Below are 24,186 nucleotides of genomic sequence, written 5' to 3'. Positions count from 1 at the left end.
TTAATCCAAATATTTTAACTTATTCTGTTTGTGTTCTTCAAAAGTTTTACTAAATATAGTGTTTCCTGTTTCTGGATCTGTAAGAAAATAATTATAATTAGTGTACTCCGGATAAACAGCTGCTTTTATTGCATTTAAACCTGGATTTGCTATTGGACCAGGTGGCAATCCTCTATTTTGATAAGTATTGTAAGCTGAATCTACTTGAGTATCTTCATAAGAATATTGATCTTTGTTCTCTCCTAATATATAAGCTAATGTTGCACATGATTCAAGTGCCTGTCCATTTTTTATTCTGTCCCAAAAAATACCAGAAACAATTTTCATATCATTCACACTTCTTACTTCTTTTTCTACAATAGAAGCCATTGTAATAATTTCAAAAATTGTTTTGTTTTGAGATTTTATATCTTGTCTAATTTGATCATCTAATTTATTTTCGAAATTATTTAAAAATTTTATAACCAAATCTTCACAACTAGCACTTTTGTAGACCCTGTAAGTATCTGGGAATAAATATCCTTCCAAATCAAATGCATTTGGTTTGTCACTCAAAAAATCATAATCAAATTTCTTTTTTATAATATCAAAAAAATCTTTTTCTATGCAGAATCCTTTTTCTTCTAAATATTTTGCCATTTGAATAGAATTCCAACCCTCTATTGTCTTTATAGTTTCTTCACTAAAATTTTTTGGATTCTTTGTAATAATATCAGATATACCTCTGAAATTCATAGATGAAGATAATTCAAAAGATCCAGAAACTATTTTTGAAGATAAATTTTTGCTTTTTAAATATAACCTAAACCAAAAAGCACTTCTAATAATTTTAGAATCTTCTAATTTTTGAGATACAATTTTTGACGATTCTCCACTTTCTATTTTAAAAATTATTTTTTCTTTATCAGAAGATAAAGGAATTTTTACTTGAAATAAATAAAAAAAACACAACAATAAAAAAATAAGTACAAAAAATATAAAAATTTTATTAATATTTGAAAGTTTTATCATAAATATCTATTCAATTTATTATCTGACTTTAAATGATTTATTATTTTTTTTACTTCTTGAGATTTATTTTTTGGACATATAAACAAAGCATCCTCTGTATCAATAATTACAAATTTATTTACGCCAACCACTGAAACTATCTTATTTTTATTCTTATTTATTATCAAATTATCCTCTGAATCAAGTGATATTATATTTCCCTCTTCCAAATTACTTCTTAAATTTTTAGAAAAACAATCTTTTACAGCACTCCAACTTCCTATATCAAACCACTCTATACTAGATTTTATTACAAACATTTTTTTTGTCTTTTCTATTATACCATAATCTATTGAAATTGATTCCAAATTCTTGAATTCTTTTTCTAGAGTCTTGTTATAATTTACTGAATCAATATTTTGTTCAATAGTTTTTAATGCCTTATACTGTTTTGGTAAATATTTTTCAAACAAATCTAACATTGTTTTTGGATCAAAAATAAACCATCCCGTATTCCATAAAAACTTTTTTGATTTAAAATATTTTGTTGCCGTACTAAAATCTGGTTTCTCCTTGAATTTTTTTATATCATAAACAAAATCCAAATTATTAAACTTATTTGAAATTTCTATATACCCATATCCAATCTCTGGATATGATGGCTCTATCCCCACAAGACATAAATGTTTTTTGTACTTTGAAATAATATTGGAAGATTTTTTTAATAAACTTATGTACTTAGTATCTGGACGAACAAAATGATCAGCATTAGCAATTATAATATTTGCATTTTTGTCATATGAATATATTTTCACACATGCAAGTCCTATTGCCATAGCTGTACCACGAGCAACCGGCTCTACTATAAAATTATTTATAGGAACCTTTGGCAACTGAGTCCTTAAAAGATCGAGCTGAGATTTACCACAAGAAATAAATATATTCTCTTTTCTAAAACCAGTAAGCACTCTATCATAAGTTATCTGCAATAATGTCCTTTTATCAAAAAAATATTCTGATTGTTTTGGTTTGTTTACTCTTGATATTGGCCAAAGTCTTGTGCCAGTACCCCCTGCTAATATAACTACATAATCCATAAAATATATTAAAAATAATTAATTCTTATAGTTATTATAACATAAAAAATCAAAATAAAAATTAAACCTTGACAAGTCAAAAAATATATGCTATACTAGTATTATATATATAGGTTAAAATCTATACAAAAACAAAAACCAAAATACAAAAAGTAAAACAAAAATCTATATTTAATAATCACTATTTTTAGTACTTTGGTTTAATGCAAAGTATTTTTTATTTAAAAGACAAAATGAGAACACAAAACTTAGAAAAATATCCAAAAATTTTAAAAATAATATTCATGCTCGTAATGAAGATATTTTTGATTTTACTTATAATAAGCACTCAGTGGTTATCTTTAGGTCAAATAAAAATAGCAGTAGCAAAAGAAAATATATCTGCCACTCAAATATTTAACCTTATAAATAAAGAAAGAATCAAAAGGAATATACCCCCTTTGACTCTAAACAACAAATTGATACAAGCAGCAAAAAATAAAGCAAAAGATTTGGCAGACAAGAAATACTTTGATCATAATTCTCCTAACGGAAAACAATTTTCAAGTTGGATAAAAGAGACTAATTATAAATATTCTTTTATTGGTGAAAACCTAGCTATTAATTTCCAGACAGAGGAAACTACCATAAACGCATGGATGAAATCAGAAAGTCACAAAGAAAACATTTTGGAAAAAAACTTTACAGAAACAGGAATAGCTATAACAACTAATAATGAAGGAAAAATAATAATCGTACAAATATTTGGAAGACCAGAGAGTGATCCAATAACACTAGAAGAAACAATAAAAAATCATATATCAGAAGTTATGATATATTCAACCGAAGAAAATTATATAAATAAAAATTTGAATATAGTTTAAAGAAAAAATATTATAATTATTATTGCTAATATTATTCTATAATACGCAAAAACTTTTAAACCTAGTTTTGAAAGTATATTCATCAAAAATTTAACAGCAAAAAAACTAAAAAAGGCAGTAAAAATAAAACCCAACAATAAAATATAATAATTATCAGCTGATGGAATATCAGTTATTTTTTTTATAAATGCACCAAATAAAAGTGGTGTTGCCATAATAAATGAAAACCTAGCTGCATCTATTTTACTAAGTCCTCTACCCATACCTGCAAAAATAGTAATTCCACTTCTAGAAATTCCTGGAATAAAGGATAAACATTGCAACAATCCAATAAAAATTCCATCCGAAAAATTTATATTTGAAAAATCTTTTTTTCTTTTAAAATATTTATCTGCTATAAGAAAAAGTACTGCTCCAAAAATTAAAGCAAAAACAACTACTTTAGGATCTCTTATAGAATCTATAAAATCTTCAAAAAAATAACCAACTAGTCCAGCTGGTATTATTGCTACAAATATTATAAGAGCTGAACTATTTTTTAAAGATCTATTTTTTATATCAGAAAATAATGTTTTTGATATATTAATAATGTCTTTATAAAAAAATATAATAATTGCTAGCAAACTACCACCATGCAAAACAACATCAAAAGCAAGATTATCCAACAAGCTATTGGTACCTAAAAATTTATGAAACAAAATCAAGTGCCCAGAACTAGAAACTGGAAAAAATTCAGTAACAGCCTGTAATAAAGATAAAAACAAAATGTCTATAAACATAAATTTTGAATATTTTTTATACTGTATTATAATTATAATATGAAATATGAATTTCTCATAATACCAATAGTAATAGTAATACTTACTCAATTTGTGTTTAAGTCCATCGTTTTGATATTCAAAAACAAATTTACATGGAAAAATATTCTATGTTATGGAGGTATGCCATCTGCTCACAGTGCTCTTGTTTCTTCTATTGCAACTATTATGGCTATAAGAAGTGGTATTGACTCTCCAGAGTTTGCAATGAGTTTCTTTTTAGCTGCAATTGTTATAGCAGATGCTGTGGGGCTTCGTGGATTTATTACAGATCAAAGCAAAACAATAAACAAAATAATAATAGACCTTCCTGACAACAAAGAATATAAATATGATATATTAAATGAAAGAATAGCTCATACATTATCTGAAACTCTTATAGGAATAATAATAGGAGTATCTCTTACTCTACTTATTATATTTATTTAAAAAAATTTGAAGAATTAAAAAATCCCGTTAGGTAGAATAACTTTACGGGATTTTTATATTATTGACTCACCTTGCATTTGCTTATGCTTTGTAATACCCATCACCTTTAAAATAGTGGGTGCGATATCAAATAATCTAGCACTAACTTTTTGATCTAAAATACCCTTTGAATGATCATAATCAATAAAACTTCTATTCTTCCATTCTTTGCTTATCATTAAAAGTGGCAAACTCGAATTTCTAAAACTTATATTTGAAGTAATAAACAAGGCTCCATTTAAAGATAATATCACATCTACTAAATTTTTTATTTTTCTATCTAATATACTAAAAGCTCTTTTTTTATCTTCATCTGACTTGAAATTACAGAGCAGATTATTGAAATTTGTAACTATAAAATCATAATTTCTTTTTTCTATTGATTCAATTAATTTCGATTGTATTTTTGATATCATCATATCTGGGTTATCCAAATAATTGTCCATTTTTGGAGACTTCACTTGAAACCAATCTTCATTCAAATTTTTGTTTCTCTTTTTTCCATTAAAAAAGAAGGTGAGATTTGCATAATCTTCTGTCTCTGATATATGTAACTGTTTTGATCCTGCAAAACTCAAAACCTCAGATAATGATGTTTTTGATGACTTTTCGGACTTATCTAAACCATGAGTACCAGTTCCTAATTCTATATAAGAATTAGTTATGTCAGTTATATTTTTATAATTTGACTCCAAAAAAACTAATGGGTAGATACTTGAAAATTTTGATAATAAATTAAAATCATTATCATTTAGATGCTCTGCATCTAAACCACTTATAATTAGTAAACATATTGGTCTCAATCTTTCTTCAGGCATTTTTTTGTAATAAACTTTTAGATGTCATTTCCTTTGGTTTCTTTAAACCCAAAATATCTAATATAGTAGGAGCAATATTTCCTAGAATTCCATTCTGTAATTTATTAATTTTAGAATCTGCATTTATAAGCATAAAAGGAACTGGATTCTTCGAATGTTTTGTATCAACCTCACCTGTTTTCAAATTTATCATTTCTTCTATATTACCATGATCAGCTGTTATTATTACTACAAAACCCTTTGATTTAAAAGCTTTGTATAATTTACCCAAACAATGATCTATACTTTCTATTGCTTTTATCCCAGCACTTAAATTACCAGTATGACCTACCATATCTGAATTTGCAAAATTTATAGCATAAAAATCATACTTATTTTCTTTTACATATTTTATAATTTTATCTGCTAGCTTATAAGAACTCATTTCTGGAACAGTTGCGTATGAATCTACATCTGGAGATAAAACCATTTCTCTTGATTCTCCTGCAACAGGATCTTTATATCCCCCATTAAAAAAATATGTAATATGTGCATATTTTTCACTCTCAGATATATATAACTGCCTAAAATCTCTTAATTGCATTGGCAAAGTTTGATCAATATCTCTTGATGGAAAAGCATTTAAAATATCATCTAAATCTGGACCAAAATCTGTCATAGAAACAAATTTTATATTTTTTAATCTTTTCCTATTTATCTTACAATTCTGATTTCTATCACAAATATTTTTTTGAACAAATAATTTAGCCATTTGTCTTGCTCTATCTGACCTAAGATTAAAAAATATTATTGAATCATTTTCTCGTATTTTAGTTATTACATTGCCATTTTCTGTAATAGCTGTCGGTGTTATAAACTCATCTGTTTCATTTCTATTATAAGCCTGCATTATGGCCTCCTCTGCTGATTCTGCGAATAAAGCTTTTCCATTTACCATAGCATCGTATGCCTTTTCTGTTCTATCCCATTTTTTATTTCTATCCATTGCATAAAAACGACCTATTACAGTTGCTATTTTTTCTCCATTTCTAAAACCTTTTTTTAATTCTTTTACAAATTTTATTGCAGAATGTTGAGATGAATCACGTCCATCAGTAAACAAATGAACATATACTTTCTTTATATTTTTTTCTTTTAACATTTGAAATATTGCAGATATGTGATGTGGATTTACATGCGCACTTTGATAACCACTCAAAAGGCCTAATAAATGCATGCTGGAATTATTTTTCTTTACATGCTGTATTGCGTCCATAAAAGCTGGATTTTTAAAAAATGTTCCATCTTTGATAGATTTTGTTATATACATATCATCTTGCAAAACTACTCTTCCAGCTCCAATATTTATATGACCAGCCTCAGAATTACCATCTTGATTCTTTGGTAAACCAACTTTCTCACCGTGAGCTATAAGTTGTGAATGTGGATAATGTTTTAAAAAATAATTATAATTAGGAGTATTGGCGAGAGTGATAGCGTTGCCTTTAGAAGGTTTTGCAATACCCCAACCATCCAAAATTATAAGTGCTAATTTTGTTTTTTTCATATTATTTCATCGCTTATTTGTAATAATCTATTGTATTTGCAAATTCTTTCTCCTCTAGATATAGAACCTGTCTTTATGTACTGCGAACTAGAACCAACAGCTAAATCAGAAATAAAATCATCTGTTGTTTCACCACTCCTATGAGACACAACTATAGAAAAATTATTTTTTTGTGCTAACTTAATACAATCTATAGTCTCCATTATAGTTCCTATTTGATTTGGTTTTATAATCACAGAATTTGCACAATCTAAATCTATTCCCTTTTGCAATCTTTTTGTATTTGTAGAAAACAAATCATCTCCTATAATATTAATATTACCATTTACAAAATCAAAAGTCTTTTTTAATTCAATCCAATTATTCCAATCTTCTTCATCAAGCGGATCTTCTATATATTTAAATGGATATTTTTTTATCCAATTCATATAATAATTTATAAGTTCCAAAGAATTTAATTCCTTTTTATCTAATTTTAGAATATACTTCTTGGAATGTTTATTATAAAAAGTAGAGGCTCCTGCATCTATTCCCAAATAAACTTTATCACTATAGTTTTGATGATGTATAGCAAATGTAATCATTTTCCAAACATCTTCTGTATTTTTGAAATCAGGGGCATAACCACCCTCATTACCTAAATCAGTATCATATCCATTTATAGAAAGTACATTTCCTAATTCATGAAAAATCTCAGAAGCACATCTTAGTCTCTCCCTAAAACTATTAAATTTTTCTGGGATAATCCAAAACTCTTGAATATCCAAATTTGAATCTGCGTGCTTAGCTCCATTTATCACATTAACTATAGGTATTGGCAAACTTGGCTTGGTAGAAAAATTATAATACTTATTTATAAACTTATACAATGGCATATGACTAGATTCTGCAGCTGCCCTATTTATAGCCATAGAAACAGGAAGTATTGCATTTGCTCCCAAGTTTGTTTTATTTTCTGTAGCATCTAATTCTATTATTTGCTTATCAATAGATATGGGATCATCAACTGTTTGACCCTTCAAAAGACTATTTATTTTTGTATTTATATTATCAACAGCTCTTAAAACTCCCAATCCCCTATATCTAGAACCATCTCCATCTCTCAGTTCAAATGCTTCAAAACTAGAAACAGAAGATCCAGACGGTACAGATGCAAAATAATATTTATCATTATCCAAAAAAACAGTAGCACTAACAGTAGGATTACCTCTTGAGTCCAAAATTTCTCTTGCTATTATTTTTTCTATTTTTGGCATACTACTTTTTTTTGTTATTTTTAAGTGATTCTAAACCAGGTAATTTTTTTCCAGACAAAAATTCAAGCATAGCACCACCACCAGTTGATATAAAATTGAAAGCATTTTTCATATTTAACTCACTTAGAAGTGCTACAGTTTCTCCACCTCCAGAATATGATAGTGCTTTTGATTTTTTTATTTCCTTTACAATAATTTCGGTAGAATTTCTATATTTTTTGATTTCAAAATATCCCAAAGGCCCATTCCACAAAACAAATTTTGCCTGTTTTATATATTTAGAAAATAATTTTATAGTCTCTGGGCCTATATCTAAAATTATATCATCTTTTGAAATGTCACTAATATATTTTATATAGGATTTGGATTTGGCATCTATTTTATTTGAAACTACAACATCTACTGGAAGAATTATTTTTTTGGAATCTATTTTTTTTGACTCATTTATCAAATCTTTTTCAAAAAGAGATTTTCCTATATTACAATTTCTTGAATACAAAAAATTATTAGCCAAAACTCCTCCTAAAAGGATTACTTCAAATTTGTTTTTTAATTTTGAAATAACAGGAAGTTTTGTCTCTGCTTTTGCTCCACCCATTATAAGAACTGATTTACTAAACTTTGAATTCAATATTTTATTTAAATATAATATTTCATATTCAAATCTAAGTCCCATATAACTAGGTAGAAAATTTGTGATGGAGCAAGACGACATATGTTTTCTATGTGCATTTGAAAATGAATCGTTTATGTATAAGTCAAAAAGTTTTGCCAAATTTTTTGCAAAAATTTCATCATTTGTCATTTCTTCTTTATAAAATCTTATATTTTCTAAAAGAATCACTTCTTTATTTTTCATTTTTTCTATATGAGAAGATATTTCCTCAGGCAAAGCACTATCTAATTTCTTAACATTTTTTTTCAAATATTTGGAAAGTATTTTTGCCACAGAATCCATTTTGTATTTTTTATCAAATTTACCATCTGGTCTACCAATATATGAAATTATTACTATCTTTGCATTTTTATTTATTAAATACTTTATAGTTTCTAGTGATGCTTCTATTCTAAAAGCATTTTCTGGATCAATTTGACCATTTTTTAAAAATGATAAATTCAAATCTAATTTCAATAAAACTTTTTTGGATTTTAAATTTTCTATATTTTTTAATGTCTTATACATAATTATTTTGTTTTATTATATCTAATGCTGTTTTAGGATCATCTAAACTTACAAAAAATACTAATCCATATTTTGTTTTTATAGTTAACCCATCTCCTACTCTTGCTATAAAACCAAGTGTCTTATTTTTTCCAAACCTTATTCCATAGCCAATGAATATACTCACAGAGTTGTCTATAAAAATAGATTGTATTTTATCTTTTTTTATTTTTCTTTTAAAAATGCCAAAACCAAATTCAATTCCTTCACTTGTTATTTTAAATGTTAATTTATAAAAACAAATAAACAAATAAATATCAAATAAAAATACAAAAAATAAAACAATACTTGTTGTATTTGGAAGTCCACTACGAATTATAATAAACAACAACAAAAAAGCTATTATAATATATGTAAAAAATACAATAATTCTGCTTTTCTGAAATTGTTCATAAATAACATACATAAAAAACTATTATTCCTTCTCTATATTTACTTTATTAAATGATAAAGTAAATTGAAATGTACTTCCCTTGCCCTTCCCTTCACTTTCAACCCAAATTTTACCATCATGAGCTTCAACAATTTTTCTAGCTATATAAAGTCCCAAACCTGATCCATCAGTATTTATTTTTGCACTATCATCTCCTCTTGAAAACTTGCTAAACAATCTATCTATTTCTGAATCACTAAGTCCTATTCCAGTATCTTTTATTTTCACTATAACATTATTTTTATCATTACTTAGCTCAACTACCACAGAACCTTTTTCTGTATACTTTATAGCATTGTCAATCAAATTCAAAATTGTATCTTTTAATTTATCAGGGTCTGCATTAATTTTTTTATCTTTTTTATCATCTGATCTTGAATCCTTGAAATTCAAAACAATGTTTTTCTTCTTTGCATTTGATTCTAAATCTTTTATACATCTGTCAATAACACTAGCAATATCAACTTCAGAAAAATCTAATTTCAATCTACCTGACTCTATTCTAGACACATTCAAAAACACATTTACTAGTCTACTCATTCTATCTCCTGCCTCAAAAACTTCTTTTATAATTTTTAGCAATCTATCAGGTACTTTTCCATAATCCCCCTCTATAATCATAGATAAATAGCCTTTGATTCCAGTAAGAGGAGTTCTAAGTTGATGAGATGCAATAGATAAAAATTCAGACTTTGCTTGATCTAGCTTCTTTAGATGGATATTTGCATCTTTTAGCTCCATATTTTTACTACTAAGCTCTCTGTACAAATTCAAATTTCTAATAACAAGACCTGTCTGATCTGCTAATGCTTTCATAACATCCAAGTCCTCCTTTTTTATTCGATCTATTGTTTTTTCCAAAAAGAAATCAATAGATCCTATTATTCTATTTTCAGAATATATAGGAACAGAAATTCCAGATTTTATTTTCAAAGATTCTTGTATTTTGTTAGCATCTAATTCACTAATAGCAGGTACAAAAAAATCATACACCTTATCACTTTTTTGTATTTCACCAGTAACTATAGATTTTATAGCTATATTATTTTTTTCTTTCAAAAAAATCTTGTATTCTCTTGGATCTTTTTTGAGAACACTTACAGCATTTCTAACACTTTCATCTGCACTCATTCCGCCTATATAAATATATTTGCCATCCTCGTCTACAAAATTTACTACACCACCTATAAATCCAAGTTCATTTCTGACACTTGAAGCAATAAATTCAATAACAGCAGATAAATCAAGAGTTCTAGTAATAGTACTACTTATCTTTTGAAGTGCTACTAAATATTTGTTTCTACTAGCAAGATCTATATTTACTTGTTTCAATTCTTTTGTAGCTTGATCTACTTTGTCTTGCAAATTAATATTAAACTTCTGAATTTCTCCATATAGTTTTGCTTTCTCAAGTGCATTTGCAATCTGAGGAGTAAGAACGGAAATTAGATTTACATCTTGTGCAGAAAATATATCTCCAGACAACTTTTTTGTTATTATTAAAAATGCAGTAATTTTACCCTCTGCCAAAACAGGAGCTATAAGACCTATTTGCATTTTTTTCAATCTATCTACAATACCTACTAAATCATAAGTATTATTTGATTCAAAAGATAATCTTTCTAATTCTTCTGTTATTATAATTTCCCTTTTATCATTTATGTAATTAAAAATATTATCATTTTTTGTTATCAAAATGTTCTTGTCCGAAACACCCCTGTATATACCAGCAATATCTTGTAAATGTAAAAAATCTACATTCTCACATTTTATAAGTTTGCTTAAAGTATTTGATAAATTAATCAATAATTTGTTCAGATCAATTTCTATAGCAATAATTTCGCTCAATTTTCTAAGCACTTCTTGATAATCTATTTTTCCTTTATAAAATATATTATCCGTAATTTTTGATAAGAAACGTTTTAGTGGATCTAATCCTATAACAACAACGAGAGAAACGATAAATGTTACTAATAATCCAGAAAAATCTGATGTTTCTGCAAATATTCTACCTGCCAAAAACGTAAAAACAGTAAAAGTAAATGTAACTACACTGACCAAAATTACATAAAGAATACTTTTGGATATTACAAGACGAATATCCATTAGACGATACTTAATCATGGCATATGTAAACGCTACTGGATATATGGGTATAAAAAAAATACCATAAGGAGGAATTAAAATATTATACCAAAGAAAAAAATTAGAAATTCCACCCATCAATGCAACTATACAGCCTATACTAACATATTTTATCTGATTTCTAGCATAACCTCTTGCGATTTTATAATATTTTAATAAAATAATTCCTGTATAAAAAGACAGCCCCACATAACAAAATATAAAATAAAAATGATACAAAATTCCTGGATTAGGCCACACTGAAAAAAATAGTTTTTGTTCGAAACTAGATATCATCAATTTACTAAAACTAAAAAAAGAAAAGAAAAAACCTAAAAAATAAGAAACATACATTACATAATCATTAAAATGAACTTTTCTTAAACCAATATCTTTTAAAAATAGACGCACCCAATTAAAAAGAAAAATAGGAATCCATATCGAATTAAAAGTAACCATTTTTGCCCAAAAAATAGCAATATCATAATTATTTATAGATATTGATAAATAATAACTAAGTGCCCATAATGAAGTAAAAAAAGTTAAACCCAAAAAAGCCAAAGTCATAGTATTCTTTTTGGATCTTTTAAATAAAACAAGAAATCCTAATAAAAAAGATAATATAGATGTTAAAAGTAAAAATATTGAAAATACGTTAAGCATAATTAAAAATTAAATTGATAAATCTAATATTTTCCAGTTTCTTTTATTAGCTTCTATCCTTAATTTTGGCTCTGGATTAACAACTATAGGCACATCTACTAGTTCAAATAATTCTATATCTGAAAATCTATCAGAATAAGCATAGCTATTACTAAAAGAAAAATTTTCTTTTTCAACTAACTTCCTTACCAAAATAGCTTTATTAGAACCATAAGGAATTAAATTCAAAACTTTTCCTGTATATTTTCCATCTACAACTTCTAACTCTGGTACTATAACAAAATTAAGATTTAAATATTTTTTTAAACAATCGACAACACCTGGAAATAAAGCTGAAATTAATACAACTTCATAACCATTTTCTACATGTTGTTTAATCGTCTCGACAGATTTATTATAAATTTTGTCTTTTAAATAGGAATCAAAAAAATCCTCACTTATTTTATTCATTTCTTTAGCATCCTGATTTTTAAAAATTTTATAAGAAAATTTAGTTATATGACAAACATTTTTATTATTTATACCAATAATCTTATGTATAAAAAAAAGAAAATAAATAATGTAAAGAAAAAATATATTAGTCTTTCCTCTCTTCAAAAAAAAACGAATTATATCTTTATGTGTTATTTTAACTAAAGTCCTACCAACATCAAAAACTACAATTTTTTTATTCATATTTTTTATTATTAATAAATTAATTATTTATTATTTAAACATTCAATAACTTTCAAAGTTTTAAATATATTATTTTTTTCATAAACAGGTACTAACTGAACTTTGTTTAAAAAATATTTCATACCCCTTCTAATATAATTATTAAAATATTTAGATTCCCATATATTAATAATCTTATAATAAAAAGAAAATCTAGATTCATCATGCTCTATAATAAATATCTTACCTTTATTTTTAGTTATTCTTTTCATTTCTTTTAAAACGAGTTCAGCTATTTCTTCAGGCATATCATGCAAACCCAAAGATATGATTGATGCATCAAATAAATCGTCTTTATACATAGTACGACTAGCATCACCTAAAACAAATTCGAGATTATAATATGATTTATTTTTTTTTCTAGCTATTTTTAACATATCTCCTGACAAATCTAGCCCAACAACAAAAAAACCCTTCTGCGCTAATTTTATAGCTTGATTACCTGTACCACAGGCTAAATCTATAACTTTTGCATCTTTTTTATATATTCTATTAGCTACCTCATTATGCAAAGATGAGATAAAAAAATTAATAAAAAAATAAAACGGTAAATGTTTTTTAAAAAACAAATTATTATATTTTTCATATTCTTCAATATTTTGCAAACCCATAAATTATAAATTTATTTTTTAATTAGACTATATTAATTAAATTATTAATCTTTTTTCTTAATTCATTACTAAATTTATCTAACAAATTATCTCCTACAAAAATATTATTTGAATAGCGTTCCAAAGATCCAAAATTTAATATACACTTTTTGTCAAAATTAGGATACTTATCGAATCTAGACATTATTTCAAATGTACCATTTATACCAACTGGCAAAATTGGAACATTTATTTCTTTTGCTATTTTTATTGCTCCATTATAAAATTTTCCAAGTTTTCCATCATTAGATCTAGTTCCTTCTGGAAAAATACCAACCACCATTCCTTTTTTTAAATATTCTGTTGCCTTATGAATAGATTCTGATTTATCTTTAGATCTTCTATCTACTTTTATCTGGTCGGTTGATCGTACCAACCATCTCCATTGCCACTTTTCAAAAAAAACTTCCCCCGCTAAAAAATGAATTCTTCGTGGACAAACAGCAATAAGTGTTAAAAAATCAAAATAACTTGAATGATTTGCGCAAATAATAAACGCTCCCTTTTTTGGAATATTAGATATGCCAGTAACTCTCCTAACCCAAATAAATCTAATTAAAATTCCTAATGTATATTTTAAAATCCAGTAAATCATTTATAAAACTTATTAATTATATTATTAAAATGTTCTACTATTTTTTCTCTTTTCAATTTCAATGTAGGTGTAAGCTCATCATGCTCTTGATCAAATTCTCTATCCAACAAATAAAAATTTATTATTTGCTCATAATCAGAAAAATCTTTCAATATAAAATTTATTCTATCTTTAAAAAACTTATAAATAAACTCATCCCTAAAACTCTCTATACTTTCATCATGTTTTATATTATTTTTTTCACAATATATAGACAATTCCTCAAAATCTGGCACTATCAGTGCTGTCAAAAATTTTCTATTATTTCCAATAACTATGGATTGATTTATATATTTATCAAAGTTTAAAGCATTCTCTATATTACTTGGAACAATATTTTTTCCAGTAGATAAAACTATTATTTCTTTTTTTCTGCCTATAATATTCAAATACCCTTCTTTGTCCACAAATCCCAAATCTCCTGTATGAAACCAACCATCATTATCTATTACCGCACTAGTAGATAAATCATCATTCCAATATTTATTCATTACAGACTCTCCTCTAACTACAATTTCCTTCTCTTCATTAATTTTTAATTCTAAATTTGATAATACAAAACCCACTGTACCAAATTTGTATTCATTTGCTTTGTTTACAGAAATTATTGGGGATGTTTCTGTGAGTCCATATCCTTCCAAAACTTTTATTCCAACATCTTCAAAAAATTTTGCAATTTTTTTGTCCAAACTTGATCCACCTGATATTGCAAGTCTAAGATTTCCTCCGAAGATATGTCTAATTTTTGAAAAAACCAATTTATCAAAAATTTTGGCTCTAAATTTACACAAAATATTTATACTTTCGTGCTTTCTTCTACAAGATTTTGCCTTACTTGTCATTCTAAGTGCTTTATAAAATATTTTTTGCTTTAATTTAGAAGAATTTCTAAGGTTGTCATGTATTTTGTCAAATATTCTATCAAATATCCTCGGAACAGATACAAAAATTGTTGGCTTGGCTCTCTTTATATCATCAATAATAGTTTTTGGATTTCTACTATAGTATATAGAAGCCCCTACTAATAGTGGTGTCATCTGACCAGCAACTCTTTCCAAGACATGTGATAATGGCAAAAATGAAAAAAATCTATCTGTATGCAATATAGGGACATATTTCAAAACATTATCTATATTTGTAGTAATATTTTTATTGGTAAGACAAACACCTTTTGGCATTCCTGTTGTGCCAGATGTATATATTATTGTAGATATTTTATTGTCATCTGATATTGGACTTATTTCCAATTTACCTTTATATTTTTCCAATATATCTCTAAAATATTCTATATTGTGATCACCAGATACCCCAATATCAAAAACTACTATATTAATATTATTTATAAGTTCTTTTTTTACTTTTGAAAATTGGTCAAATAATTTTTGATCTGAGACAAAAACACATTTTGGTGATGTTTCTGAAATTATATAATCAATATATTTTACTCCATAAGTAGTATGAATTGGCACGACTACAAGACCAAGATAATTACATGCCAAATCTACAACAGGCCACTCCCATCTATTTTCACTAAAAATAATTACTCTATCCCCTTCTTTATATTCAAGAGAAATGAAATAATCCACCAATTTCAAAACTAAATCATTTAACTTAGAATAACTAATTTTTCTATAAATACCCATGTGTAAATAGGCCAAAGCTGTATGTTTTGGTCTATGTGAGCAAATACTCAAAAATCTAGAATATATAGTATTCATAAATCAATTTTATTAAGTTATAATTAAATTTTATCACATATTAACTATTTTAAAAAGAAAGGGGGCCATAAAGGCCCCCTGAAAATCAAAACATACACTTATTGTTCATGTTTTGATAAATACTTCTTATATTTATCATCCGAAGACATTAGTTTTGTCAATAAATCTCTGACGTATTCTGCTTTTGATTTTTTTACACTTGCAGACTTCCAGCTTATATAACGCTCTATTTTTGTAGTAATTCTAAGTGTAAATTTCACATTAACCCTATCTTTTAGTAAAGCACCAGATTCCAACAAATCCAAAAATCCTATTATTTTTGAATCAAAATTATTATTTTTTCCATCATAAAATATTAAGTGAAAATTTTTGCTCAAATTTTTGTCTTGTCTTACATATGATAATTGATCTGGAATAGTAGTACCCTTTTCTAAAAGATACAAAACAGGCTTTTTGTAAGCCAATGCTGTAGCTATAACATATATAGCATCTGATGATATATGAGTGCCCTCTATTACCACTGCATCTACATCTGAATAGCTTATTGTTTTTCTTGCTTCTATATCTCCACGTCTAAATTTTTTCTCTACATTACTTATCAAACCAAATCCCTGTTTTGCCAAAAATTTGTGCACGGCAAAATATCTATCTTTCCAATAATCATCTTCCAACATTTCCAAATTTGCACAAAAATATAATTTCATATTATTCTTTTAAAAATTCCCCGTACCAATTATCTTTTAACATATCTCTTATTTTTGTTTGATTTTTTGTTTGACCCAAAATCCAAGAAAGCTTTGCGCACAAACATTCATAAGTCATATGACTAATAGTAAGAATTGTATATTTGAAAAAATCTTTACCAAAACCCAATTGATTATAAAATATAATCAATTTATTATTCTTCTTACAAAATTCAAATATTTCTACCAACTTATCTCTACTTGCTATATTATTTGTCCATGCTTCAAATATTATCACTTTTATTGCTTGATTTTTGTCCAAAATAAATTTCAAAGTTTCCAAATTTGGAACAATTCTAAAAAACAAAAAATTATCATCAAATTCAAAGAAAAACTCAGATCTGCCAATCTCCTTGTTTGGAATACTATCCAAAGATATACCAAAGTCTACTCTTGCCAAATATTTTTTATCAGCTGAATCAAAAATATTCAAATCAAATAATTTGGATCTATAAATCTTTGTTGGAGATATTACTCTATTTCCATAAATCACAGAAACCCCTCTAAGTCCTGTATTTATAAATTGCAAACCATTTATCAAATTTGCTTTGAATGATAAATCTGGCAATGTATCATTTTCATTATATATAACATTAGATCCTGTTATAACTATTGGTTTCTTTGGATTGTGTATTTGCCAAAATAATTGATTTGAAAAAATAGGAATAGTATCTACTTCATTTGTTATAAGTATTCCATCATAATCATCTATATTATCTTTTATTATCTTTAAAACTCTTTGAAAACTTTCTTTGGATATCAAATTTTTGTCTTTTTCTATAAATACAGTATCTATTTTTGATATAAAAGATATTTCTGGTACAAGCTCCATCCATTTTTTTATATCATCCTTTTTTTCTACAAAACAAAAACCTTCCTTTTTTTCGAAAAGTCCAGTACCTCCATAAAATATAATAAGAATTTTGTTCATAAAACTAATATTTTCTAAATAATGAATATCCTATTGAAAAATTCATAATAATAGCAAATATAGGGCCTATCCAGTCTAAATAATGTTTATTAATATGTGGCAAATACCAAGAAAAAAATATAGCAAAGATAAACGATGCTAATGTACTAATTAAAACCCAAAAAAGAATTCCCTTATTAATCTCATATAATTTTTTATATTTAACAAACAAATTAACATAACTTATAAATAAAATAAATAAAATATAAAAACCATATAATAGATGTAGAAATTTATTCTCTATTTCATGCATCCCATATTTATCAAAATATACACCAATAAGAAAAATATCAAAAAATAATACATATATTACCAATATAAATCCTAAGAGTATAAAATATGTAATTATTTCTGATATAACATTCTTCTTATACAAAAAAACGATGGAAAAATAATAAAAAAATATAAATATTAAAGTAGCAAAAAAATAATATAACTTAGCATTCAAAAAATATAAATCACTATTAGTAGTTAACAATGAAAAACTTAAAAATAAAGACCACAAACTACCACTAATACATACTAAACCAAAATAAATTTTAGACATATCTTTTGATTTATTTTTCCAAATCAAAAAAATACCTAGAATCAAATCTAAAATAAAAACAATTAATAATGTAAAAAATTTTAAATAAACCATACAATTTTAAATTAATTACAAGTTTACTTTAGACGGCCTTATAAATGAAGACGGCCTTTACTTGAAACTTACTACTTTGCATAAATTTTGTCAATACAAAAAAATAAGCCATAAAAATAGCTTATTTATGATATAAAAATAATAAAGCTAATCAGTCCAAAACTGTAATGTATACCCATTTGGAGTTTCAGATGCAAAATCTCTCTCTGGGCAAGAACCCTCACCGTGACCACTCAAATTACCACCTTCAAAGTTCATAACTTGAAAAATAGCATATTCACCACTACAACCATATTCTCCACTATCAAACCTGTGATATCTATAATAATATTTACTATTGTTTTTTGGATCAAAAATATTTGAGACTACCCCTTTTGCTTGTAATTCCCCAAACAATACTTGTCTTCCATTTACAGGATCATAGCTCACATCCCACTCTCTATCTGTTTGATTGTCTGGGAGTAAATTAAACTCAAATTTATAATATTCTAATGCTTTTTTTACTTGAGCCACGTCACTACGCCGCCTTATATCCCTCATTCTTTCCCATCTTTTATTCATATAAACACCAAAAATTACAATTGCACAAATTACAATTATTATTAAACATATTATAGTTAGTAGTGAACTTATATTTTTTTGATCAGTATCCATAAAAAAATAAATGCTATTATCAATAACATTATAGCATTTATTTTAAAATTAAAAAATCTGAAATTATTTTTTTTCTTCTGTTTTAGTCTCTTCTTTTGACTCTTCAGTACTAGTTTCTGTAGGTACTGTTTCTTCTACTACCTCTTCCACCTTTGCTCTTATAGGTTTTATAACGACTATTACCTGATCTTGTGCATTTAGAACTTTTAATTTTTCAGGAATATCTAAATCCGATATATAAACAACATCATTGATATTTTCTAATTTAGATAAATCTATTTTTATATCTTGAATAAGATCATCATACAAACCTTCTACAGTGACACTATCTAATTCTTTTTGTAAAACTGCTCCTGCTTCTTTCACAATTTTTGATTCACCTTCAAATACCAAAGGTATTTCAATTGAGAATTTTTTATTCTTATCAAATTGATAAAAATCAACATGAGAAATATCATCCGTCAAAACATCTTTTTGTAAATCATGAATAAAGACATGATGAATAGCTCCATCAATATCTAAACTAATTGCATTTCCTTCTCCAGAAGATTTGAAAATATGATTTAAGTCACTTTTCTTGACCTTTATATTTATACTCTCAAGTTTTGGACCATACACAATAGCTGGTATATAAGACTCTTTTCTTATATTTCTTGGATTAGAACCGCCTATATTTTCTCTCTTTTCTGCTTTTAAAATTAATTCTTTCATATATTTACTTTTCCCGTTCATAGCATATCACTATGACATGCGAATAACTAGGTTTCTTTAATTAATGAATAATAATAGGTCTATTGTAGAATAATATTATATTCTAGTCAATACTAAAAATTATTATCTAATATATCCTTTCTTATATCTCTTAAAAGATCCAGATAAAACTCTATATTATTTAGAGTTGCTATTCTAAGTGCCAATGGATCTTGTACTCTAAAAAGATGATTTATATAAGCCTTTGAATATTCTCTTAATTCTTTTATTTTGGAATTTATATTCAATTTTGATATATCTGATGAAAAACTAGACTTTGTAATATTTATAGTTTTATAAAACTTAGCATCAAAATTATTATTGAGTCTAACATACAATCTACCATGCCTAGCTTCTCTTGTTGGTATCACGCAGTCAAACATATCTACTCCACTTTTTATGGCATTAACTATATTTTCTGGGTATCCTACTCCCATTAGATATCTTGGCTTTTCATGTGGTATATCTTTCACTATATAATCCAAAATATCATACATTTCATCATTTGTTTCACCAACTGCTAGACCACCTATAGCATAACCATCAAATCCTATTTTTAAAAGCTCATCTAAACTTTTTTTTCTTAGATCTTTGTGCAAACCACCTTGTATAATACCAAATAATAAATTTTTTTTCTTTGTATCAAGTTTTATTTTTGCACTTTTACATTTCTTTGCCCAGGAAGTTGTCAGATCAAGAGCTTTTTCAATTTCTAACCTTGATGATTTTGAATCAATACAAACATCTAGAACCATTTGTATATCAGAATTCAAAATTGATTGTATCTTCATTACCTTCTCTGGAGTAAAAAAATGTTTTGAACCATCATAAGTAGATTGAAATTCAACACCTTTATCTGATATTTTTCTAATTTTTGATAAAGAAAAAACCTGAAAACCACCAGAATCTGTAAGTATTGGCAAATTACAATTCATAAAACCATGCAAACCAGAAGCTTTTTTTATAACTTTTAATCCTGGCTTTAAATATAAATGATATGTGTTTGATAAGATAATTTCTGGATTCAAATTTTTTATATCCAAAAAACTAATAGATTTTATAACTCCTCTTGTAGCTATAGGCATAAAAAATGGAGTTTTTATATCTCCACTTTTGGTTTTTAAAACGCCTGCTCTGGCACAACTTTTTTTTGATTCTTTGAAAACTTTAAACATAAAATTGTACAAATTTATTGTTCAACTACTTTGTCTTTTCCTACGGCTTTTTTATCACCTATTAAATTTGTAGTCAAGTATGTATTTGTTGTATTTATTTTAGAATTTGAATATACATCAGTAGCTATAAGATTTATAGCATTTACAAGTGTAATTTCTTTGCCAATTTGAGATTTATCTGGAGTTATAATAACATTAAATTTTGCAAGTGTAGATTTGCCAGCTTCTATAGAGTCAATATTCCAGATTACTTGTCTGGTAGCAGTTTCAAACTTTATTTCTTGACCATCTTCTATAAGTCCATTTACAAAATCCACTCCTGGCGGTAATATTGTCTTCACACTAATTCCTTTTATACTACTCAAAACAGGTTTTATATTAAATACAATTTCATATTTTGTAGATTTACCAACTTCTGGTGGCAATGGTCCAGACCCGACTTCCTTACCATATTCATCATAATATCTAGCATTTGTAGAAAATTCTATTGGAGTTTTTATTTTGTTTATTAAAATATTTGAATCTACAGATTTTGATTCTGTACCATCTTTGTATGATAAAGATGATGACGAATTTACAAAATAATTATTTTTATTAGTAAAGCCAGATTCAAATGCTTTTAATTTTATAGTGAAATCAATTTTAGCTTCCTGTCCTTTTTCTAATTTCGCAAGAGATGGTATGGATGATTTATCCCAAGTAATTGTTTTTTGTTCTGCTTTTATTTCTCCACCATAATCATCTTTTAAACTATCCCAATCCAAATAATCTGAATCTAATTTCATTGATATTTGTGCATCATTTATAGCCTTATCTGTATTATTTTTGTAATATATTACATAATGTATTTCATCGCCCCAATTTATAGGTGCGTCTATATCACTAGAATTAGAAGATACCTTGAGTACTATGGGCACATTAGACATCATAATATCCTTATTCACTGTAATATATGGATACCAATTTGAATCAATACTATTACTTGCTATAGAAAGTTCTTCTGATATAGACTTTACTTCCAAAATAATATCAACAGTAGAAGATGTCATTGCATCTAGATCAATAAATCCCGTAATTTGAAGATTGTTTTCTTCTCCTTTTCTTATTTCATCAATAATCCATATATCTTTTTCAGAAAATTTTGCATCTCCGTTTGATTCTATTATTGTAAAATTATCTGGATAATCTAGTCTTATTCTAAAATTGTTTAGAGTATTATTTGATATATTTTTGTATTTGATATTATACGTAACTCTATTGTTATTACCAATTTCTTCTGGAGCTTCAACGCTAATATCCATCAAAGAATCCTTTATTTTTAAAGTTTTCTGAGATTTCACATCAAAAGTAGAACTAAAATTTGCAGGCTCATAAGAAAGTACTGCATTTATAATAATATTTTGATCTTTTAGACCAATAATTTGTGATGTTAAATTTATCTCACCTGATTGTCCTGGTTTCAAATCTTCTAATTCCCAAACATTTAGAGATAATGTCTTTGCATATGGATCTGATGTTATAAAATGAAATCCATCTGGATAATCTATTCTTAGGCTAATATTTTCAACTTTTACACTTTCATTATTTTTGTATTTGATTTTCAAATTAACTCCTTCGCCAGATATAATATCGTCAGAACCTTCTATGCTAAGTGAAACACCTTCTCCGTTTAATTTTTTATTTCCAAAAAAGTACATTCCCAATATCGTAACAGCGGCAATTACAAACAAAACAAAAATAGCAATAAAAATTCTCTTTCCACTAGATGATCTTTTTTTGTATTCAAATTTTGAATCTCTTTTTGTACCCCAAATACTATCTATATCATATGTAAATCCTACTCTACCATTATTATGCCTAGCTTCTTTTATCTTTTTTTTGTTTGGAATTCTTGGCTTTATTCCAGAATTTATTTTTTTTGTATTAGAAGATTCAATTCTTTTTACACTAACACCAAAACCAAGATTTGGTTTTTCTATTTTTGATAAATCCAAGATATTTTTTTTGTTATTAGAGTTTAACACAATTTTTATTTTTTAATATTTTATAAAAAACTATTTATTTTTTTCTCCAAAGTATTTTCAAAATAGCTACGAAACCAAGATCTCAAACTTATAAAATCTTTTTCCTTCAATCTTAATTTTATCATCAAATCACGATTTTTTAAATAGCTATTTTGAAACATCAAAAGTACAAATTTAGACAGTAAATTATCCAAATTTACTATATTTTTTGGCTTAAATCCTAAATAATTAAGCAGTGCTACAAAATACACCAATTCAATTTTTTTCTTTTTGTAAAGATTTAAATTATTATTGTCCAAGTCTTCAAGAAATAAAATTGTTAAATTATAAATATTTTCTTCTTGAATATTTTCACCAAGAACAAACAATAAAATTTCAGCAAGTTCATTAAATATCAAAAAATTATCAAAATTATTAAATATATTTTCATAGTTTCTTGTATTTTTTACTTGTAATATTTTTGAGACATCTGAAGAACTCGCAAATTGAAAAATAGAAATATTTGGAATATTCAAAAATCCAGATAGCTTGGATTTATCACCTCTTACAGATTTTGCAAAAGCTTTTATAAGTCCATTATTTGGACTAAACACAAAATACATCCTATCTCTTTCTTTGAAGTTATAAGATCTTAAAATAAGGCCTTTGCTTATATATTCCATGAATATTATTCTATAGAAATTTTTTTAAGAATTATAGTAGATTGAAATTCATTTATTTTTATATCTTGTGAAATCAAAGATTCCTCTGGTATTTCATCAAAAATAAAATTATTAGCTAAAACACTATTTTTGAGCTCTTCTAAATTATTTTTTACAATACTTGTTATATATTCATCTGACTTTATATAAACATTTATTTTATCTTTTATAGTAAGCTTTGCATTTTTTCTAAGCGAATTTATTTGTCTTACTATTTCTCTTACTATACCTTTTTCTTTTAATTCTTCTGTTAAATTGAAATCCAATTCAACTTCGCTAATATTTGCATCAAAAATAACTGATTCAACATTTATTTCATCTGCTATAATATTTTCCAATTCTTTGTCTAGGGCATTTTTTCCAAATCCATATTTAGCAGAAAGTAGTGGTTGTCTCAATTTGACAGAATTCAAATCTCTCTGATTATGTGCTTTTTCTACTATATTTCTAACTTTTTCCATTTGTTCTAATAGCAAAACTTCTTCTTCTGATAATTTTGTATCCTCTGGCCATGA

24 protein-coding genes are annotated in these 24,186 nt (G+C 26.1%); 2 read left to right on the top strand and 22 right to left on the bottom strand.

Annotation, left to right across the window (positions count from 1 at the left end; all coding sequences use genetic code 11):
* Together mltG and PHZ07_04635 are read right to left on the bottom strand one after the other, a co-directional pair.
* Positions 1-1,011, bottom strand: a complete 1,011-nt coding sequence (gene mltG / locus PHZ07_04640) for an endolytic transglycosylase MltG (GenBank protein MDD3284853.1) — start codon at positions 1,009-1,011, stop codon at positions 1-3.
* Positions 1,008-2,087: a sugar phosphate nucleotidyltransferase gene (locus tag PHZ07_04635; protein MDD3284852.1), complete on the bottom strand. Its 1,080-nt coding sequence runs from the start codon at positions 2,085-2,087 to the stop codon at positions 1,008-1,010. Before PHZ07_04635 ends, mltG begins: the two co-directional genes overlap by 4 nt.
* Positions 2,088-2,320: 233 nt before the next feature.
* Between PHZ07_04635 and PHZ07_04630 the strand changes: the two genes are divergently transcribed.
* Entirely contained in the window at positions 2,321-2,950 is a 630-nt protein-coding gene (locus PHZ07_04630; GenBank protein ID MDD3284851.1) for a CAP domain-containing protein, read from the top strand.
* Here the strand turns inward: PHZ07_04630 and PHZ07_04625 are convergent.
* Positions 2,947-3,729 (bottom strand): undecaprenyl-diphosphate phosphatase, encoded by a 783-nt coding sequence (locus tag PHZ07_04625; GenBank protein MDD3284850.1) that lies wholly within the window; start codon positions 3,727-3,729, stop codon positions 2,947-2,949. The genes PHZ07_04630 and PHZ07_04625 overlap by 4 nt on opposite strands.
* A gap of 39 nt (positions 3,730-3,768) precedes the next feature.
* Between PHZ07_04625 and PHZ07_04620 the strand changes: the two genes are divergently transcribed.
* The gene (locus tag PHZ07_04620) at positions 3,769-4,197 is read left to right on the top strand and encodes a divergent PAP2 family protein (GenBank protein ID MDD3284849.1); all 429 of its coding nucleotides are present in this window, start codon (positions 3,769-3,771) and stop codon (positions 4,195-4,197) included.
* A 53-nt stretch (positions 4,198-4,250) separates the two neighbouring features.
* Here PHZ07_04620 and PHZ07_04615 read toward each other — a convergent pair whose 3' ends face one another.
* The 19 genes from PHZ07_04615 to PHZ07_04525 all read right to left on the bottom strand — a co-directional run.
* Complete coding sequence (locus tag PHZ07_04615; protein MDD3284848.1) at positions 4,251-5,054, bottom strand: hypothetical protein; 804 nt, start codon at positions 5,052-5,054, stop codon at positions 4,251-4,253.
* Complete coding sequence (gpmI, locus tag PHZ07_04610; protein ID MDD3284847.1) at positions 5,047-6,600, bottom strand: 2,3-bisphosphoglycerate-independent phosphoglycerate mutase; 1,554 nt, start codon at positions 6,598-6,600, stop codon at positions 5,047-5,049. The genes PHZ07_04615 and gpmI overlap by 8 nt, the downstream gene beginning before the upstream one ends.
* Positions 6,597-7,856, bottom strand: coding sequence for a phosphopyruvate hydratase (gene eno, locus PHZ07_04605; protein MDD3284846.1), 1,260 nt, complete (start codon positions 7,854-7,856; stop codon positions 6,597-6,599). Before eno ends, gpmI begins: the two co-directional genes overlap by 4 nt.
* A gap of 1 nt (position 7,857) precedes the next feature.
* Positions 7,858-9,039 carry a phosphoglycerate kinase gene (pgk, locus tag PHZ07_04600; GenBank protein MDD3284845.1) on the bottom strand — a complete coding sequence of 394 codons (1,182 nt, stop codon included), beginning with the start codon at positions 9,037-9,039 and terminating at the stop codon, positions 7,858-7,860.
* Positions 9,032-9,484 (bottom strand): hypothetical protein, encoded by a 453-nt coding sequence (locus tag PHZ07_04595; GenBank protein MDD3284844.1) that lies wholly within the window; start codon positions 9,482-9,484, stop codon positions 9,032-9,034. Before PHZ07_04595 ends, pgk begins: the two co-directional genes overlap by 8 nt.
* 9 nt (positions 9,485-9,493) lie before the next feature.
* The gene (locus tag PHZ07_04590; protein ID MDD3284843.1) at positions 9,494-12,298 is read right to left on the bottom strand and encodes an ATP-binding protein; all 2,805 of its coding nucleotides are present in this window, start codon (positions 12,296-12,298) and stop codon (positions 9,494-9,496) included.
* A 9-nt stretch (positions 12,299-12,307) separates the two neighbouring features.
* Complete coding sequence (locus PHZ07_04585; protein MDD3284842.1) at positions 12,308-12,973, bottom strand: HAD family phosphatase; 666 nt, start codon at positions 12,971-12,973, stop codon at positions 12,308-12,310.
* Positions 12,974-12,996: 23 nt separating this feature from the next.
* Entirely contained in the window at positions 12,997-13,623 is a 627-nt protein-coding gene (locus PHZ07_04580; GenBank protein ID MDD3284841.1) for a class I SAM-dependent methyltransferase, read from the bottom strand.
* Between the two features lie 22 nt (positions 13,624-13,645).
* Positions 13,646-14,257, bottom strand: a complete 612-nt coding sequence (locus tag PHZ07_04575; GenBank protein MDD3284840.1) for a lysophospholipid acyltransferase family protein — start codon at positions 14,255-14,257, stop codon at positions 13,646-13,648.
* A complete protein-coding gene (locus PHZ07_04570) occupies positions 14,254-16,014 on the bottom strand; it encodes a long-chain fatty acid--CoA ligase (GenBank protein ID MDD3284839.1) in 1,761 nt (586 codons plus the stop codon). Before PHZ07_04570 ends, PHZ07_04575 begins: the two co-directional genes overlap by 4 nt.
* 98 nt (positions 16,015-16,112) lie before the next feature.
* The gene (locus PHZ07_04565) at positions 16,113-16,718 is read right to left on the bottom strand and encodes a hypothetical protein (GenBank protein ID MDD3284838.1); all 606 of its coding nucleotides are present in this window, start codon (positions 16,716-16,718) and stop codon (positions 16,113-16,115) included.
* Between the two features lies 1 nt (position 16,719).
* Positions 16,720-17,688 (bottom strand): asparaginase domain-containing protein, encoded by a 969-nt coding sequence (locus PHZ07_04560; GenBank protein ID MDD3284837.1) that lies wholly within the window; start codon positions 17,686-17,688, stop codon positions 16,720-16,722.
* A gap of 4 nt (positions 17,689-17,692) precedes the next feature.
* Positions 17,693-18,367 carry a histidine kinase N-terminal 7TM domain-containing protein gene (locus PHZ07_04555; protein MDD3284836.1) on the bottom strand — a complete coding sequence of 225 codons (675 nt, stop codon included), beginning with the start codon at positions 18,365-18,367 and terminating at the stop codon, positions 17,693-17,695.
* Between the two features lie 147 nt (positions 18,368-18,514).
* Positions 18,515-19,021, bottom strand: coding sequence for a hypothetical protein (locus PHZ07_04550; GenBank protein MDD3284835.1), 507 nt, complete (start codon positions 19,019-19,021; stop codon positions 18,515-18,517).
* Between the two features lie 63 nt (positions 19,022-19,084).
* A complete protein-coding gene (locus tag PHZ07_04545) occupies positions 19,085-19,732 on the bottom strand; it encodes a 50S ribosomal protein L25 (GenBank protein ID MDD3284834.1) in 648 nt (215 codons plus the stop codon).
* A gap of 113 nt (positions 19,733-19,845) precedes the next feature.
* Positions 19,846-20,946 carry a tRNA guanosine(34) transglycosylase Tgt gene (tgt, locus tag PHZ07_04540; protein ID MDD3284833.1) on the bottom strand — a complete coding sequence of 367 codons (1,101 nt, stop codon included), beginning with the start codon at positions 20,944-20,946 and terminating at the stop codon, positions 19,846-19,848.
* 14 nt (positions 20,947-20,960) lie between these two features.
* Positions 20,961-22,970, bottom strand: a complete 2,010-nt coding sequence (locus tag PHZ07_04535; GenBank protein ID MDD3284832.1) for a hypothetical protein — start codon at positions 22,968-22,970, stop codon at positions 20,961-20,963.
* A 20-nt stretch (positions 22,971-22,990) separates the two neighbouring features.
* Positions 22,991-23,632, bottom strand: a complete 642-nt coding sequence (recO, locus tag PHZ07_04530) for a DNA repair protein RecO (GenBank protein ID MDD3284831.1) — start codon at positions 23,630-23,632, stop codon at positions 22,991-22,993.
* 5 nt (positions 23,633-23,637) lie between these two features.
* Positions 23,638-24,186: DUF5915 domain-containing protein (locus PHZ07_04525; protein MDD3284830.1), on the bottom strand; the 549-nt coding region annotated here is incomplete at its 5' end.

The sequence above is a fragment of the Patescibacteria group bacterium genome (assembly GCA_028692545.1).
Lineage (GTDB): Bacteria > Patescibacteriota > Patescibacteriia > UBA1558 > S5-K13 > STD2-204.
This window is presented reverse-complemented; position numbering and strand designations above follow the sequence as displayed.

Coding starts and splice junctions, on each gene's coding strand:
- tgt (MDD3284833.1), bottom strand. CDS start 20,946: ATGTTTAAAGTTTTCAAAGAATCAAAAAAAAGTTGTGCCAGAGCAGGC.
- mltG (MDD3284853.1), bottom strand. CDS start 1,011: ATGATAAAACTTTCAAATATTAATAAAATTTTTATATTTTTTGTACTT.
- pgk (MDD3284845.1), bottom strand. CDS start 9,039: ATGTATAAGACATTAAAAAATATAGAAAATTTAAAATCCAAAAAAGTT.
- PHZ07_04555 (MDD3284836.1), bottom strand. CDS start 18,367: ATGGTTTATTTAAAATTTTTTACATTATTAATTGTTTTTATTTTAGAT.
- PHZ07_04615 (MDD3284848.1), bottom strand. CDS start 5,054: ATGCCTGAAGAAAGATTGAGACCAATATGTTTACTAATTATAAGTGGT.
- PHZ07_04625 (MDD3284850.1), bottom strand. CDS start 3,729: ATGTTTATAGACATTTTGTTTTTATCTTTATTACAGGCTGTTACTGAA.
- PHZ07_04570 (MDD3284839.1), bottom strand. CDS start 16,014: ATGAATACTATATATTCTAGATTTTTGAGTATTTGCTCACATAGACCA.
- PHZ07_04545 (MDD3284834.1), bottom strand. CDS start 19,732: ATGAAAGAATTAATTTTAAAAGCAGAAAAGAGAGAAAATATAGGCGGT.
- PHZ07_04560 (MDD3284837.1), bottom strand. CDS start 17,688: ATGAACAAAATTCTTATTATATTTTATGGAGGTACTGGACTTTTCGAA.
- PHZ07_04595 (MDD3284844.1), bottom strand. CDS start 9,484: ATGTATGTTATTTATGAACAATTTCAGAAAAGCAGAATTATTGTATTT.
- PHZ07_04580 (MDD3284841.1), bottom strand. CDS start 13,623: ATGGGTTTGCAAAATATTGAAGAATATGAAAAATATAATAATTTGTTT.
- PHZ07_04630 (MDD3284851.1), top strand. CDS start 2,321: ATGAGAACACAAAACTTAGAAAAATATCCAAAAATTTTAAAAATAATA.
- gpmI (MDD3284847.1), bottom strand. CDS start 6,600: ATGAAAAAAACAAAATTAGCACTTATAATTTTGGATGGTTGGGGTATT.
- PHZ07_04590 (MDD3284843.1), bottom strand. CDS start 12,298: ATGCTTAACGTATTTTCAATATTTTTACTTTTAACATCTATATTATCT.
- PHZ07_04635 (MDD3284852.1), bottom strand. CDS start 2,087: ATGGATTATGTAGTTATATTAGCAGGGGGTACTGGCACAAGACTTTGG.
- recO (MDD3284831.1), bottom strand. CDS start 23,632: ATGGAATATATAAGCAAAGGCCTTATTTTAAGATCTTATAACTTCAAA.
- PHZ07_04565 (MDD3284838.1), bottom strand. CDS start 16,718: ATGAAATTATATTTTTGTGCAAATTTGGAAATGTTGGAAGATGATTAT.
- PHZ07_04550 (MDD3284835.1), bottom strand. CDS start 19,021: ATGGATACTGATCAAAAAAATATAAGTTCACTACTAACTATAATATGT.
- PHZ07_04585 (MDD3284842.1), bottom strand. CDS start 12,973: ATGAATAAAAAAATTGTAGTTTTTGATGTTGGTAGGACTTTAGTTAAA.
- eno (MDD3284846.1), bottom strand. CDS start 7,856: ATGCCAAAAATAGAAAAAATAATAGCAAGAGAAATTTTGGACTCAAGA.
- PHZ07_04575 (MDD3284840.1), bottom strand. CDS start 14,257: ATGATTTACTGGATTTTAAAATATACATTAGGAATTTTAATTAGATTT.
- PHZ07_04620 (MDD3284849.1), top strand. CDS start 3,769: ATGAAATATGAATTTCTCATAATACCAATAGTAATAGTAATACTTACT.